This window comes from Pseudomonas tremae (assembly GCF_001401155.1).
Lineage (GTDB): Bacteria > Pseudomonadota > Gammaproteobacteria > Pseudomonadales > Pseudomonadaceae > Aquipseudomonas > Aquipseudomonas tremae.
Genome location: NZ_LJRO01000074.1, coordinates 37,315 through 51,258, shown reverse-complemented (window position 1 = coordinate 51,258; position 13,944 = coordinate 37,315). Strand labels below are relative to the sequence as shown.

At 59.7% G+C, this 13,944-nt stretch carries 14 protein-coding genes; 11 read left to right on the top strand and 3 right to left on the bottom strand.

Annotated elements, in window-relative coordinates; genetic code table 11:
- Positions 1-41: 41 nt before the first annotated feature.
- Positions 42-368, bottom strand: coding sequence for a DUF1820 family protein (locus tag ALO43_RS05460; RefSeq protein WP_005888761.1), 327 nt, complete (start codon positions 366-368; stop codon positions 42-44).
- Positions 369-498: 130 nt separating this feature from the next.
- On the opposite strand from ALO43_RS05460, the gene miaB reads away from it, so the two are divergent.
- The 5 genes from miaB to lnt all read left to right on the top strand — a co-directional run bounded on the left by miaB (position 499) and on the right by lnt (position 5,930).
- Positions 499-1,827, top strand: a complete 1,329-nt coding sequence (miaB, locus tag ALO43_RS05455; RefSeq protein WP_005888760.1) for a tRNA (N6-isopentenyl adenosine(37)-C2)-methylthiotransferase MiaB — start codon at positions 499-501, stop codon at positions 1,825-1,827.
- Positions 1,828-2,004: 177 nt separating this feature from the next.
- Positions 2,005-3,027, top strand: a complete 1,023-nt coding sequence (locus ALO43_RS05450) for a PhoH family protein (RefSeq protein ID WP_005888759.1) — start codon at positions 2,005-2,007, stop codon at positions 3,025-3,027.
- Positions 3,020-3,520: an rRNA maturation RNase YbeY gene (gene ybeY, locus ALO43_RS05445; protein WP_005888758.1), complete on the top strand. Its 501-nt coding sequence runs from the start codon at positions 3,020-3,022 to the stop codon at positions 3,518-3,520. The genes ALO43_RS05450 and ybeY overlap by 8 nt, the downstream gene beginning before the upstream one ends.
- Positions 3,521-3,525: 5 nt before the next feature.
- On the top strand, positions 3,526-4,368 hold the full coding sequence (locus tag ALO43_RS05440) for an HlyC/CorC family transporter (RefSeq protein ID WP_005888757.1): 843 nt from the start codon (positions 3,526-3,528) through the stop codon (positions 4,366-4,368).
- A gap of 41 nt (positions 4,369-4,409) precedes the next feature.
- On the top strand, positions 4,410-5,930 hold the full coding sequence (gene lnt / locus ALO43_RS05435) for an apolipoprotein N-acyltransferase (protein ID WP_024670314.1): 1,521 nt from the start codon (positions 4,410-4,412) through the stop codon (positions 5,928-5,930).
- Between the two features lie 52 nt (positions 5,931-5,982).
- Here the strand turns inward: lnt and ALO43_RS05430 are convergent, their stop codons facing one another.
- Positions 5,983-6,753 (bottom strand): YdcF family protein, encoded by a 771-nt coding sequence (locus ALO43_RS05430; protein ID WP_054997218.1) that lies wholly within the window; start codon positions 6,751-6,753, stop codon positions 5,983-5,985.
- A 103-nt stretch (positions 6,754-6,856) separates the two neighbouring features.
- Positions 6,857-7,201 (bottom strand): hypothetical protein, encoded by a 345-nt coding sequence (locus ALO43_RS05425; protein WP_005888749.1) that lies wholly within the window; start codon positions 7,199-7,201, stop codon positions 6,857-6,859.
- A 310-nt stretch (positions 7,202-7,511) separates the two neighbouring features.
- On the opposite strand from ALO43_RS05425, the gene leuS reads away from it, so the two are divergent.
- The 6 genes from leuS to ALO43_RS05395 all read left to right on the top strand — a co-directional run bounded on the left by leuS (position 7,512) and on the right by ALO43_RS05395 (position 13,837).
- A complete protein-coding gene (leuS, locus tag ALO43_RS05420) occupies positions 7,512-10,118 on the top strand; it encodes a leucine--tRNA ligase (RefSeq protein WP_054997217.1) in 2,607 nt (868 codons plus the stop codon).
- 88 nt (positions 10,119-10,206) lie between these two features.
- Entirely contained in the window at positions 10,207-10,812 is a 606-nt protein-coding gene (locus ALO43_RS05415; protein WP_005888742.1) for an LPS-assembly lipoprotein LptE, read from the top strand.
- Positions 10,813-10,853: 41 nt separating this feature from the next.
- Positions 10,854-11,891, top strand: a complete 1,038-nt coding sequence (gene holA, locus ALO43_RS05410; RefSeq protein WP_024670317.1) for a DNA polymerase III subunit delta — start codon at positions 10,854-10,856, stop codon at positions 11,889-11,891.
- A 5-nt stretch (positions 11,892-11,896) separates the two neighbouring features.
- Positions 11,897-12,118, top strand: coding sequence for a hypothetical protein (locus ALO43_RS05405; protein WP_053481346.1), 222 nt, complete (start codon positions 11,897-11,899; stop codon positions 12,116-12,118).
- 142 nt (positions 12,119-12,260) lie between these two features.
- Positions 12,261-12,416, top strand: a complete 156-nt coding sequence (gene arfA, locus ALO43_RS05400; protein ID WP_003376569.1) for an alternative ribosome rescue factor ArfA — start codon at positions 12,261-12,263, stop codon at positions 12,414-12,416.
- Positions 12,417-12,499: 83 nt separating this feature from the next.
- Positions 12,500-13,837, top strand: coding sequence for a lytic murein transglycosylase (locus ALO43_RS05395; protein ID WP_024670319.1), 1,338 nt, complete (start codon positions 12,500-12,502; stop codon positions 13,835-13,837).
- Positions 13,838-13,944 lie beyond the last annotated feature (107 nt).

Sequence of the window (13,944 nt, the reverse complement as noted above, 5' to 3'; positions counted from 1 at the left end):
CCTGATTCGCTCAGGGCAATCGCTGTTCATAACCTGTGTTGCTATTTTTCCGGCATCGGCACGGGGAACGGCATCACGTTGCTGGTGCCGCGTGCTTCGCTGATCTTTGGCGTGCCTATGCGCTCGACTTCATCGATACGCACGATCGAATGCATCGGCACAAAACTGCGCACAACGCCCTCAAACTGGGCCTTGAGTTTTTCTTCGCTCGGGTCGACCACGACAGTCGTGCGTTCGCCGAAGACGAATTCTTCCACTTCCAGAAAGCCCCACAGATCACTTTGATAGATCTGCTTGGCATACATTTCAAACACCTGTCCCTGGTTGAGAAAAATCACCTTGTAGATTGGAGCTTCGCGTTTGGTCATAACGGGCGGGTAACGATCAGAGATGAAAAAGGGGCGCGGACTATAGCATGTCCATCGGACAGCCAACGCTAGGAACCCGAGCCCTTCATCCTTATAATGCGCGGTTCACTGAATCGGTTGATGATCACGCATGGCCAAGAAGCTTTACATCGAAACCCACGGTTGCCAGATGAACGAGTACGACAGCTCGCGCATGGTCGATCTGCTGGGCGAACATCAGGCTCTGGAAGTCACCGCTCGCGCGGAAGACGCCGACGTAATTCTGCTCAATACCTGCTCGATTCGCGAACGCGCCCAGGATCGTGTGTATTCACAGCTCGGCCGCTGGCGCGAGCTGAAGCTGGCCAACCCCGAGATGGTAATTGCCGTCGGCGGTTGCGTTGCCAGCCAGGAAGGCGCCGCCATTCGCGACCGCGCGCCCTATGTGGACGTGGTGTTCGGCCCGCAAACCTTGCATCGCTTGCCGGAAATGATCGACGCGGCCCGCATTACCCGATTGCCGCAGGTCGATGTCTCGTTCCCGGAAATCGAAAAATTCGACCATCTGCCAGAGCCTCGTGTCGATGGCCCGAGCGCTTATGTGTCGGTCATGGAAGGCTGCAGCAAGTACTGCACCTTCTGCGTAGTGCCCTACACCCGTGGCGAAGAAGTCAGCCGACCGTTCGATGACGTGCTGAGCGAGGTCACTCACCTGGCCGACTACGGCGTGCGCGAAGTCACCCTGCTGGGCCAGAACGTCAACGGCTATCGCGGCAACACCCATGACGGGCGCGTCGCAGATCTGGCTGACCTGATCCGGGCCGTTGCCGCCGTCGATGGCATTGATCGCATCCGCTACACCACCTCGCACCCGCTGGAGTTCTCCGACAGCCTGATCCAGGCTCATGCCGACGTGCCGCAGCTGGTCAAGCACCTGCACTTGCCGGTGCAGTCAGGCTCCGATCGCATTCTGGCGGCCATGAAGCGCAACCACACCACGCTGGAATATAAATCCAGGCTGCGCAAACTCAGGGCTGCGGTGCCGGGAATCAGCATCAGTTCGGACTTCATCGTCGGCTTCCCGGGCGAGACCGAAAAAGATTTCGAGAACACCATGAAGCTGATCGAGGACGTGGGTTTCGACTTCTCGTTCTCGTTCATCTACAGCCCGCGCCCCGGCACGCCAGCCGCCGACCTGAAGGACGACACGCCGGAAGCCCTCAAGAAAGAGCGCCTGGCAGCCCTGCAACATCGCCTCAACCAGCAGGGTTTCGAGATAAGCCGACAGATGGTAGGCAGCACACAGCGCATTCTGGTGACCGACTATTCGAAGAAAGACCCGGGCGAACTGCAAGGCCGCACCGAGAACAACCGGATCGTCAACTTCCGCTGCGATAATCCCCAGCTGATCGGGCAGTTTGCCGATGTACACATCGATGATGCACAGCCTCATTCCTTGCGTGGCTCACTGCTACAGTAAGGCGTGCATCCCGCCGCAGAAACGAATCGCCGAATGAATTCGTTTCTGTGCGGTCCCTACCCTTGAGCACGGTGAACTCCTGGCGCGGCCTTTAACGAGGCAAAGCTTTCGCACAACCACCGCCAGAGGGTATTCTTCAATACATTCAAATTGCCGCCGGACGGCCATTAAACGACCTTGAACGCACCCATAGAACCTCATCGCTTCACCCTCGAGCCTTTCGAGGCCCATCGTTTCGCCAACTTGTGCGGGCAACTCGACGAGCACTTGCGCCTGATCGAACAACGCCTGGACATCGAGATCCGCAACCGCGGCAATCAGTTCGAACTCATTGGCGAGACCTCACAAACCCAATCCGCCGAGAACCTTCTGCGCCGCCTGTACCGGGAAACCAAAGGTACCGAGCTGACGCCGGATATGGTGCACCTGTTTCTTCAGGAATCCGGCGTTGACGGCCTGGACAACCACCCTGCCGCCGAAGTCGGCGTCTCGCTGCGAACCAAAAAGGGCATGATTCGCCCGCGCGGCCTGAATCAGCAGCGTTACGTCAAGGAAGTGCTCAGCAACGATATCAACTTCGGTATCGGCCCTGCGGGTACTGGCAAGACGTACCTGGCGGTGGCTTGCGCAGTCGATGCACTGGAGCGCGAGCAGATCCGCCGCATCCTGCTGGTGCGCCCGGCTGTAGAGGCTGGCGAGAAGCTTGGCTTCCTGCCCGGCGATCTGGCGCAGAAGATCGACCCGTACCTGCGCCCGTTGTATGACGCACTGTACGAGATGCTCGGCTTCGAGTACGTCGCCAAACTGATCGAGAAACAGGTCATCGAGGTCGCACCGCTGGCTTACATGCGCGGACGCACCCTTAATAACAGCTTCATCATTCTCGACGAAAGTCAGAACACCACCGTCGAGCAGATGAAGATGTTCCTGACCCGTATTGGCTTTGGCTCCACAGCCGTGATCACCGGTGACATCACCCAGGTCGACCTGCCCAAGGGCACCCGGTCGGGTCTGACGCACGTCATCGATGTGCTCAAGGATGTGCCGGGCATCAGCTTCACGCATTTCAAACCCAAGGATGTGGTTCGCCACCCGCTGGTGCAGCGCATCGTGGAAGCCTACGAGCGCTTCGATGACCGGCTCAGCGATGGCCCGTCGGGCAACAACAGCTACTCACGGGACAAGAACCGCGATGCTTGAGCTGGATCTGCAGGTCGCAAGCGAAACAAGCGCACCCAGCGAAGCCCAGTTCCGCCTCTGGTGTGAAATGGGCCTGCGCCAGCGCAGTGCCGATTCCGAGCTGACTGTCCGGCTGGTTGACGAAACCGAAGGCCGCGAGCTCAATCACACTTGGCGGCACAAGGATTACGCCACCAATGTGCTGTCTTTCCCGGCGGACGTTCCAGATGACATGCTGGACATCCCGTTGCTGGGCGATCTGGTCATCTGCGTACCGGTGGTCAACCGCGAAGCAGCCGAACAGGGCAAGTCCATCGACGCGCACTGGGCGCACATGGTCATTCATGGCTGCCTTCATCTGTTGGGTTACGACCACCTCGATGATGAAGAAGCAGAAGAAATGGAAGCACTGGAACGAACGTTGCTTGAGGAGTTGGGCTACCCCGACCCTTATGCCGACGACGAAAGTGCCGACCTCCCCCATTCAGACACACCCAGCAAGGACCACGAGTAAGGGCTATGAGCGAAGATCGATCGAGCAACGGGCAAAAGTCATGGTTGGGTAAACTGACCCAGGCCTTTGTCCATGAGCCGAAAAACCGCCAGGAGCTGCTTGAGCTGCTGCGCGAAGCCCATCAGAACAAACTGTTGGACAGCGAAGCGCTGGCCATCGTCGAGGGCGCCATTCAGGTGGCTGACCTGCAAGTGCGCGACATCATGGTGCCGCGCTCGCAGATGATCAGCATCAAGGCGACCCAGACACCCCGCGAATTCTTGCCTGCGGTCATCGATGCGGCGCATTCGCGCTATCCGGTGATCGGCGAAAGCCACGACGACGTGCTCGGCGTGCTGCTGGCCAAGGACCTGCTGCCACTTATCCTCAAGGCTGACGGTGACAGCGACGACGTCAAGAAGCTGCTGCGTCCGGCTACCTTCGTGCCCGAATCCAAGCGTCTTAACGTGCTGCTGCGCGAGTTCCGCGCCAACCACAACCACATGGCCATCGTCATCGACGAGTACGGCGGCGTGGCAGGCCTGGTGACCATCGAAGACGTGCTGGAACAGATCGTCGGCGACATCGAAGATGAGCACGATGTCGAGGAAGACAGCTACATCAAGCCCCTGCCAAGCGGTGACTTCCTGGTCAAGGCGCTGACGCCGGTCGAGAATTTCAACGAGTTCTTCGACAGCAGCTTTTCGGATGACGAGTTCGACACCGTAGGGGGTTTGGTGATGAATGCGTTCGGCCATCTGCCCAAGCGCGCCGAAATCACCGAGATAGGCGCCTATCGTTTCCGCATTTTGAGCGCCGACAGCCGTCGCATTCATTTGCTGCGTGTAAGCCCGATCTCACGCCCGTGATCACCGTCTGCAACAACTTGATGCCGTTTTAAGGAATCTACATGCGCTGGATAACCCGCCCCGGCTGGCCCGGTAATCTGCTGGCCCTGGCGGCCGGCGGACTCACGACACTGGCCCTGGCGCCGTTCGACATCTGGCCCTTGGTGCTGGTGGCGGTGGCGATGTTCTATCTGGGGTTGCGCGAGCTGAATCCGCGCCAGGCCCTGGTGCGCGGCTGGTGTTATGGCTTCGGTCTGTATGGCGCTGGCACCAGCTGGATCTACGTGAGCATCCATACCTACGGCGGGGCTTCGGTGCTGCTGGCAGGCTTGCTGATGCTGCTGTTCATCGCCGCCATTGCCTTTTTCTTCGCCCTGCCCGCCTGGGTCTGGGCGCGCTGGCTGCGGCGCAATGAAGCGCCTCTGGCTGATTCACTGGCCTTTGCAGCGCTATGGCTGTGGCAGGAAGCGTTTCGCGGCTGGTTTCTTACCGGTTTCCCTTGGCTTTATTCCGGTTACAGCCAGCTTGACGCACCGCTCGCCGGGCTCGCGCCGCTGGGCGGCGTCTGGCTGATTTCGTTTGCACTCGGCCTGACTGCGGCATTGCTGTGCAACCTGCACCGCTTACGGGTACGCAAATCGTTTCTGGCCATGGGCGTGCTGCTGTTGCTGGCCCCGTGGGTCACAGGGCTGGCCCTGAAGAATCATGCGTGGACTTCCCCTTCCGGCCCACCGCTGAAGGTCGCGGCGCTGCAAGGCAATATCGAACAGAGCATGAAATGGGACCCGCAAAAGCTCAACGACCAGTTGGCGCTGTATCGGGACATGACATTCCGCTCGCAACAGGCAGACCTGATCGTCTGGCCCGAAACCGCCATACCGGTTCTCAAGGAAAGCGCTGAGGGCTACTTGGCAATGATGGGCAAGTTCGCTTCGGACCGTGGCGCGGCGCTGATCACCGGCGTGCCAGTGCGCGAACCGACAGGGCGTGGCGAGTATCGCTACTACAACGGCATCACTGTAACGGGCCAGGGCGATGGCACTTATTACAAGCAAAAGCTTGTCCCGTTCGGTGAATACGTGCCGCTGCAAGACCTGCTTCGCGGGCTGATCTCTTTCTTCGACCTGCCGATGTCGGACTTCGCTCGAGGCCCTAACGATCAGGCGCTGTTGCAGGCCAAGGGTTATCAGATTGCGCCGTTCATCTGCTACGAAGTGGTTTACCCCGAGTTCGCCGCAGGCCTGTCGGCGCAAAGCGACCTGTTGCTGACAGTCAGCAATGACACCTGGTTCGGCACCTCTATAGGCCCGCTGCAGCACTTGCAGATGGCCCAGATGCGCGCCCTCGAAGCCGGTCGCTGGATGATTCGTGCCACCAATAACGGCGTGACTGCGCTGATCGATCCGTTTGGCAAAATCACGGTACAGATTCCGCAATTCGAGCGCGGCGTGCTGTATGGAGAAGTGGTGCCCATGCACCAGCTCACGCCTTACCTGCAATGGCGTTCATGGCCATTGGCAATCGTCTGCCTGTTGCTGTTTGGCTGGGCGTTGATGGCGGCACGGATCTCCAAGACGGTCTGAGTGAAAGACATGACGCCGGTTTCGCCTGTCTTCAGGTGGAATCGGCTTCAGGTCAGTGCTTGTTTTCATAGATCCACGGGTACACCAGCAGGCCAGCCGCTTCGTTGAGCAACACCCCACTTTGAGTAAACACCCGGCTCTCGGGTAGCCAGCCGCCAAAAGGCCGGGCATTGTCCACGCCAAGAAAGCCGACCGGCGCACTCACCACGGTAAAACCGGCCTGCTCGAAGCTCCAGCGAGCGCGAGGCATATGCCAGGCCTGAGTAACCAGCACCACACGCTTGATGCCCAACGGCTGCAAAACCCTGGCGGCCATCGTGGCGTTTTCCCATGTCGTGCGGCTCTGCCCTTCCTGCCAGCGCACCGTCACACCGAAGTCCTCCTGCAGCGATTGCGCCATGATGGACGCCTCGCTGGGCGGCTGATCAAAATGCAGGCCGCCCGCGGTCATGATCGGCAGCCCGGATTCTTTCGCCAGGCGAGCCGCCAGACGCAGCCGCTCCAGCCCCAGACCGGTGGGCCTGTCAGCGCCCCAGGTCGGAGAGTTGCGTTCACGCCCATTGCCTAGCACCACGATAGCGTCGGCCTGCTGCGCCAATATCGGCCATTGCTGTCGGGGTAACGGGGTTGTTTGCTCAAGCTGGCGAGCGGAAAACTCCACCACCACCGGTAGACTCATCAGCCACAGCCCACCCAGCCCGACGATAAAGCAGGCAGCGGCCAGACGCGGGCGAGATCGGCGCAGCCACCAGGCGGCGATCAGCAATAGAAAAAGAATGCCGGGCGGCAGCAAGAGGGTTTTGAGCAAATAGCGCAAAGGCATCAGGACATCTCCAGAGATGTCCGCAGCCTAGAATGTTTGAAGCCTGGCAACAATGCCGGAAGGAGCAGGCCCTCAGCCCGCGTGATAGACAGAAATGTAAAGCTTAGCTGTGACGGCCCAGCCGCACCGTCGCCTTCGCCCGCCGCTTGTCTTTCAGCCAGATGATAGTGGCCGTTGCTTTGGGCGCATTGATCAACCGGCTATGCTCTGACGATGTCGCGTAGCTGCCCTTGATGCTGGCAGTTGCACTGGTCGCCATCACGTCCTTCTCGAGATAGGCCTTTATCCACTCGAACTCGGCACAACTCAAGCCCTGGAGTTCAAGCTCGGCGGGCAACTCGTTTCGGAGCCGCAACGATGTACGTGCCGTTTCAAGTGCAAGCCCGAGACGATCGATCAAACGTTCGTAAAGCTCAGATGTACTTACCGCGTGCTGCAACTCAGTCATCCGCTCACCTCTTCGAAGATAATCATCACCCTCGACGTTGAGCTTAGCGCTGCTTCGAAAACAGGCCGGGGACTGCGACCAACGGCCAGATAGAGCAGTCAGACGGGCTTTGCCCTTGTCAGAGGCAATCAGGGTTTCCCTCGATAGACGGCCCTCATGTATGCTACGGCGCTTCCTGTAATTCCACTTCCGTGCTCTTGAGCCCGAACGCACCGCACAGACAGTTGCAATTGTCCGTCCCGCGGTGCCGACCTGACTCGGCGAAGCAATGAAGAGGTCAAGGGTCACTAATCTTTAGTCAAAAGTAGCCATGCACGAACTCTATCAGCCCCGCGAAATCGAAGCCGCCGCCCAAACCTTCTGGGATGAGCAAAAGTCTTTTGAAGTCAGTGAACAGCTAGGCAAGGACACCTTCTATTGCCTGTCGATGTTCCCTTACCCGAGCGGCAAGCTGCACATGGGCCATGTGCGCAACTACACCATCGGTGACGTGATCTCCCGCTATCAGCGCATGCTGGGCAAGAACGTCCTGCAACCACTGGGCTGGGACGCATTCGGCATGCCGGCTGAAAACGCCGCGATCGACAACAACGTCGCGCCAGCAAAGTGGACCTACGAAAACATCGCCTACATGAAGAACCAGCTCAAGAGCCTGGGTCTGGCGGTCGACTGGTCACGTGAAGTCACTACCTGCAAGCCCGATTACTATCGCTGGGAACAATGGCTGTTCACTCGCCTGTTCGAAAAAGGCGTGATCTATCGCAAGAACGGCACCGTGAACTGGGACCCGGTCGACCAGACCGTACTGGCCAACGAGCAGGTCATCGACGGCCGTGGCTGGCGTTCCGGCGCGCCGATCGAAAAGCGCGAAATCCCGATGTACTACTTCAAGATCACTGCCTACGCCGACGAGCTGCTCGAAAGCCTCGACGAGCTGCCGGGCTGGCCTGAACAGGTCAAGACCATGCAGCGCAACTGGATCGGCAGGTCGCGCGGCATGGAGGTGCAGTTCCCGTACGATCAGGCCTCCATTGGCGAAGCAGGCGCACTGAAAGTCTTCACCACCCGCCCGGACACCCTGATGGGCGCGACCTATGTTGCCGTTGCCGCTGAACACCCGCTGGCCACCCTGGCTGCGCAGGGCAACCCGGCCCTGCAGGCTTTCATCGATGAGTGCAAAGGCGGCAGCGTTGCTGAAGCAGACGTCGCCACGCAGGAAAAGAAAGGCCAGCCGACCTCGTTGCTCGTCGAGCACCCGCTGACCGGCGAAAAACTGCCGGTGTGGGTCGCCAACTATGTATTGATGCATTACGGCGATGGCGCTGTCATGGCAGTCCCTGCGCACGATGAGCGCGATTTCGAATTTGCCAGCAAATACGACTTGCCGATCAAACCCGTAGTACGCACCAGTGCTGGCGATGAAACGCCTGCGCCGTGGCAAGCCGAGTACAACGAACAAGGCCCGCTAATCAATTCCGGCGAGTTCACCGGCCTGAATTTTCAGGACGCATTCGATGCCATCGAAGCCGCGCTGGTCAAGAAATCCCTGGGCCAGTCGCGCACCCAGTTCCGCCTGCGCGACTGGGGCATCAGCCGTCAGCGTTATTGGGGCTGCCCGATCCCGATCGTGCATTGCGACACCTGCGGCGACGTGCCGGTCCCTGAAGACCAGTTGCCGGTTATCCTGCCCGAAGACGTGGTGCCGGACGGCGCAGGCTCACCATTGGCGCGCATGCCCGAGTTCTACGAATGCAGTTGCCCGAAGTGCGGCGCACCGGCCAAGCGTGAAACAGACACAATGGACACGTTCGTTGAGTCTTCCTGGTACTACGCGCGTTATGCTTCGCCGCATTACGAAGGTGGCCTTGTCGAGCCGAACGCTGCCAACCACTGGCTGCCGGTTGATCAGTACATCGGCGGTATCGAACACGCAATCCTGCACCTGCTTTACGCTCGCTTCTTCCACAAATTGATGCGCGATGAAGGCCTGGTGACGTCGAACGAACCGTTCAAGAACCTGCTGACTCAAGGCATGGTCAACGCCGAAACCTATTTCCGCATGGAAACCAGCGGCAAGAAGACCTGGATCAACCCGGCCGACGTCACCCTCGAAAGAGACGCCAAGGCCAAGGTCATCAGCGCCACACTGACCAGCGACGGTCTGCCGGTTGAAATCGGCGGCACTGAAAAGATGTCGAAGTCGAAAAAGAACGGCATCGACCCGCAGACCATGATCGACCAGTACGGTGCCGACACCTGCCGCCTGTTCATGATGTTCGCCTCGCCACCTGACATGAGCCTCGAATGGTCTGATTCGGGCGTAGAAGGTTCGCATCGCTTCCTGCGTCGTGTGTGGCGTCTGGCACAGGCACACGTCGGCCAGGGCGCGCCGGGCTCGCTCGACGTTGCAGCACTGACCGACGAACAGAAAGCCGTTCGCCGCTCGATTCATCAGGCCATCAAACAGGCGAGCCAGGATATTGGCCAGAACCAGAAATTCAACACGGCCGTCGCGCAAGTGATGACCTTGATGAACGTGCTGGAAAAAGCCCCGCAGGCCACTGCGCAGGATCGCGCATTGCTGCAGGAAGGCCTGGAAACGGTCACCCTGTTGCTGGCACCGATTACGCCGCACATCAGCCACGAGCTGTGGACCCAACTGGGCCATGGCGAGCCGGTCATCGATGCGGGCTGGCCAGTGTTCGACGCAGAGGCTCTGGTGCAGGACAGCCTGCAACTGGTCATCCAGGTAAACGGCAAGCTGCGCGGCCATATCGAGATGCCTGCCAGCGCCAGCCGTGAAGAAGTCGAGGCGGCCGCACGCATCAACGAAAACGTATTGCGCTTCACTGATGGCCTGACCATACGCAAGGTGATTGTCGTGCCTGGCAAACTGGTCAACATCGTCGCAAGCTGATTGGATCGGGCGCCCTGCGAATGCCGGGCGCCGACTATATTTCCAGGGCACGCACTGCGGCCCAAACGGATTCAAGGGGAGCATCAAGATGATCAAACGCAATTTGCTGGTGATGGGCCTGGCTGTTCTGTTGAGTGCCTGTGGCTTCCATCTGCGTGGCACCGGTACGACAGAGCTTGCGCTCAAAGAGCTGGATGTCAGCGCGCGCAACGCCTACGGCGAGACCGTGACCCAACTGACACGCCTGCTGACCAGTTCCGGCGTCAAGGTTTATACCGGCGCGCCTTACAAGCTGATCCTGACCAACGAAGCTGAAACCCAGCGCACCATCAGCTATTCCGGTTCGGGCCGTTCTGCCGAGTACCAGTTGACCACCACCCTGACCTATGAAGTGCATGGCGACCGGGATCGTGTACTGCTGGACAGCAAAGTCAGCGCGGACCGCTCCTACGTACACGACGGCAATAACCTGACCGGTTCCGATCAGGAAGCTTCGCAGGTACGTCAGGAAATGCGCAATGACCTGATCCAGAAGCTGATGGCACGCCTGCAACAGCTGACCCCGGCACGTCTTGACGAACTGCAGGCCAAGGCCGATGCGGTTGCCAAGGCCGAAGCCGACGCACTGGAAGCCGCTCAGCGGATCCGTGACGAGACGCCTCAGCAGTCGCCTGTCGAAGTTCCGGCCAGGTAAGTGTCCGGGGCCAGTGATCTGGCCCCGACATGCTCTGACTCATGAAACTCGCCCCCGCCCAATTGGGTAAGCACCTGCAAGGTGCGCTTGCGCCTGTCTATGTGATCAGCGGCGACGACCCGTTGCTCTGCCAGGAAGCAGCCGACGCAGTTCGCGCCGCCGCACGTCAGCAAGGCTTCGATGAACGCCAGGTCTTCAGCGCTGACGCCAGCTTCGACTGGGGCACCCTGCTACAGGCAGGCGCGAGCATGTCGCTGTTTGCCGAGCGTCGTCTTCTGGAGCTGCGCCTGCCCTCGGGCAAGCCCGGTGACAAAGGTGCTGCGGCGCTCATGGAATACTGCGCACGGCCTGCCGAAGACACGCTACTGCTGATCAGCCTGCCCAAGCTCGATGGCAGCGCGCAAAAGACCAAATGGGGCAAGGCACTGATCGACGGTGCGCAAACCCAATTCGTGCAAATCTGGCCAGTGGACATCGGCCAGTTGCCGCAATGGATTCGCCAGCGTCTTTCTCAGGCCGGACTGGCCGCAACCCAGGATGCGGTAGAGCTGATCGCAGCTCGGGTTGAAGGCAATCTGCTCGCCGCCGCGCAGGAAATCGAAAAGCTCAAATTGATGGCCGAAGAAGGCCAGATTACTGTCGAGACGGTGCAGGCTGCCGTCGCTGACAGTGCGCGTTTCGACGTATTCGGCCTGACCGATGCGGTGCTAAACGGCGAAGCAGCCCACGCGTTACGCATGCTCGAAGGCCTGCGCGGCGAAGGCGTAGAAACACCCGTGATCCTTTGGGCGCTGACCCGCGAATTGCGTGCGCTGGCCAACATGTCCCAGCAGTTCAGCCAGGGCGTGCCGCTCGACAAGGTGTTCAGCTCGGCCCGCCCACCGATCTGGGACAAGCGCAAGCCGCTGATGAGCAAAGCCTTGCAACGCCATTCGGCGAAACGCTGGAGCCAGCTGCTGATGGATGCACAGCGCATTGACGCGCAGATCAAAGGCCAGGCGGCAGGTTCGCCGTGGAGCAGCCTGAGCAGACTGGCGCTGCTGATGGCCGGACAGCGACTGGCGTTGCCTGCGGAGTAGGCCTCATGTGCGACATACCTACAGGTCTTTTTGAAGTCGTTGGTCGTGCCATTTTCTATCCGGTCGGATGGCCGATCGTAAAACTCCTGACGCTTGGCAAATACCCTGCAAAAGGCTCCTGGTTTACAGAAACCCCGGCCGCGAACTGGGCAACCGGAGTCGGAATGGCCATCTTGGCCCTCATCATAATGGCGCTGTTTCATCAGTTCAGTCTGCCGCCTGCCTGACTTAGGGCATGGACCTGACACTACGCGTATCCTCTCGTCCCTACGCTCTGCGCTGATCGCCATAGCACACGACTATTAGACACAACCGCGGATCTGCCTGATGATTTGCGGCGCTTTACAACACCCATCAGGAGTACCCGCCATGAGCAAGCCAAAACGGCCGAACAAGGCCAAATCGATCATCGCCCAGCCATTGTTCCGCAGTCGTCAGGAACAACCCTCCAAGGGCAAAGGCAGCTACCGCCGCGAAGCCTTCCAGTCTAAAAGCTGGGAGGCTTCCTGCTTTATGGCTGCGTGATATAGAGCAACATCTCCGAGGCGCTTTCCACCGCTTAGCCGTGTTATGGTCTGCACCTACCGGTAATACCCTTGGACTCAAGCATGCCTTCTCGTTTTACCCATCGCCCGCAGCTGCGCCAACTCATCGCTGCCTCCAGCCTTATTGCCCTGGTAGCCTGCGCAGAAAAACCCACTGCAGCCGATGCCACGCCTCTTCAATCCAGCAAAGTGCAGACAAACCCTCCTGCCGTGGCCCCCACGCCAGCGCTGGTCGTCGATGACACCCTCACCATTCAGCCCGCCGTCAGCTTCAGCGAATGGCAGGCCGGCTTTCGCGCTCAGGCGTTGAAAGCAGGTATCCGTGCAGACGTATTCGACCTGGCGTTTGCCGGCGTCACACCCGACATGAGCGTAGTGAAGGCAGACCGCAGCCAGCCAGAGTTCAGCCGCCCGGTCTGGGAATACCTAGACGGCGCGATTTCCGCTGTGCGTGTGCGCAAGGGTCAGGCGCTGCTCTCGCAGTACGCCGATGATCTGCAAAAAATCGAGCAACAGTATGGCGTGGACCGTCAGGCATTGGTCGCGGTGTGGGGCATGGAGAGTAACTTCGGCTCGTTCCAGGGTACGCAGTCCGTCATCCGTTCATTGGCGACACTGGCCTATGAGGGGCGTCGCCCAGGTTTCGCACAGAGCCAGTTGCTGGCCGCGCTGGAGATCATCCAGCATGGCGACATTACCCCGGACAAGATGCTCGGTTCATGGGCCGGTGCGATGGGCCAGACCCAGTTCATACCGACCACTTACAACACACACGCCGTGGATTTTGACGGTGATGGCCGCAGGGATATCTGGAATACACCGGCGGACGCCCTCGCCTCCACTGCTCACTACCTGCAAAGCTCTGGCTGGCAGCGTGGTCAGCCATGGGGCTTTGAAGTGGTGCTGGGCACTGGTTTCGATTATTCCCTGGCCGACTCGACCACCCGCAAGAGCCTTGCCGAATGGCAGCAACTGGGCCTGAAACAGCCCGACGGCTCAGCGATCCCGGTTGCGGCCAGCCAGCAGCAGGCCGCTTTGCTGTTGCCTGCCGGCTACCGTGGTCCGGCATTTCTGGTACTGGATAACTTTCGCGCCATCCTCAAGTACAACAATTCCACGTCATACGCGCTGGCGATCAGCCTGCTGTCCGACCGCTTCAAGGGCGCAGGCTATGTGGTAGGCAGCTGGCCGCGCGGAGACCTGCCGCTGAGCCGCTCTGAGCGCATCGAACTGCAAACCCTCCTCACGGCCCGTCAATACGACGCAGGCGCGCCAGACGGCATTATCGGGGCCAATACACGCAAGGCAATCCGCAGCGCCCAGCAATCCTTCGGCTGGCCTGCAGACGGGTATCCGACGCATGAGTTGCTGGAAGCGCTTCGCAAGCCTGTCGGGCAGTAACCGAGAGGACGCAGATCGTCCAGAACTGCATGCCCACGCGGAGCATGGGCACGATGATCAGATAAAACAAAAAAGGGCCAGGTATCGCTACCTGACCCTTTTTGTTT

Bases quoted from the DNA above. Each gene is read 5' to 3' on its own strand.
- ALO43_RS05460 (WP_005888761.1), bottom strand. From the start codon at position 368: ATGACCAAACGCGAAGCTCCAATCTACAAGGTGATTTTTCTCAACCAG.
- miaB (WP_005888760.1), top strand. From the start codon at position 499: ATGGCCAAGAAGCTTTACATCGAAACCCACGGTTGCCAGATGAACGAG.
- ybeY (WP_005888758.1), top strand. From the start codon at position 3,020: ATGCTTGAGCTGGATCTGCAGGTCGCAAGCGAAACAAGCGCACCCAGC.
- ALO43_RS05440 (WP_005888757.1), top strand. From the start codon at position 3,526: ATGAGCGAAGATCGATCGAGCAACGGGCAAAAGTCATGGTTGGGTAAA.
- lnt (WP_024670314.1), top strand. From the start codon at position 4,410: ATGCGCTGGATAACCCGCCCCGGCTGGCCCGGTAATCTGCTGGCCCTG.
- ALO43_RS05430 (WP_054997218.1), bottom strand. From the start codon at position 6,753: ATGCCTTTGCGCTATTTGCTCAAAACCCTCTTGCTGCCGCCCGGCATT.
- ALO43_RS05425 (WP_005888749.1), bottom strand. From the start codon at position 7,201: ATGACTGAGTTGCAGCACGCGGTAAGTACATCTGAGCTTTACGAACGT.
- leuS (WP_054997217.1), top strand. From the start codon at position 7,512: ATGCACGAACTCTATCAGCCCCGCGAAATCGAAGCCGCCGCCCAAACC.
- ALO43_RS05415 (WP_005888742.1), top strand. From the start codon at position 10,207: ATGATCAAACGCAATTTGCTGGTGATGGGCCTGGCTGTTCTGTTGAGT.
- holA (WP_024670317.1), top strand. From the start codon at position 10,854: ATGAAACTCGCCCCCGCCCAATTGGGTAAGCACCTGCAAGGTGCGCTT.
- ALO43_RS05405 (WP_053481346.1), top strand. From the start codon at position 11,897: ATGTGCGACATACCTACAGGTCTTTTTGAAGTCGTTGGTCGTGCCATT.
- arfA (WP_003376569.1), top strand. From the start codon at position 12,261: ATGAGCAAGCCAAAACGGCCGAACAAGGCCAAATCGATCATCGCCCAG.
- ALO43_RS05395 (WP_024670319.1), top strand. From the start codon at position 12,500: ATGCCTTCTCGTTTTACCCATCGCCCGCAGCTGCGCCAACTCATCGCT.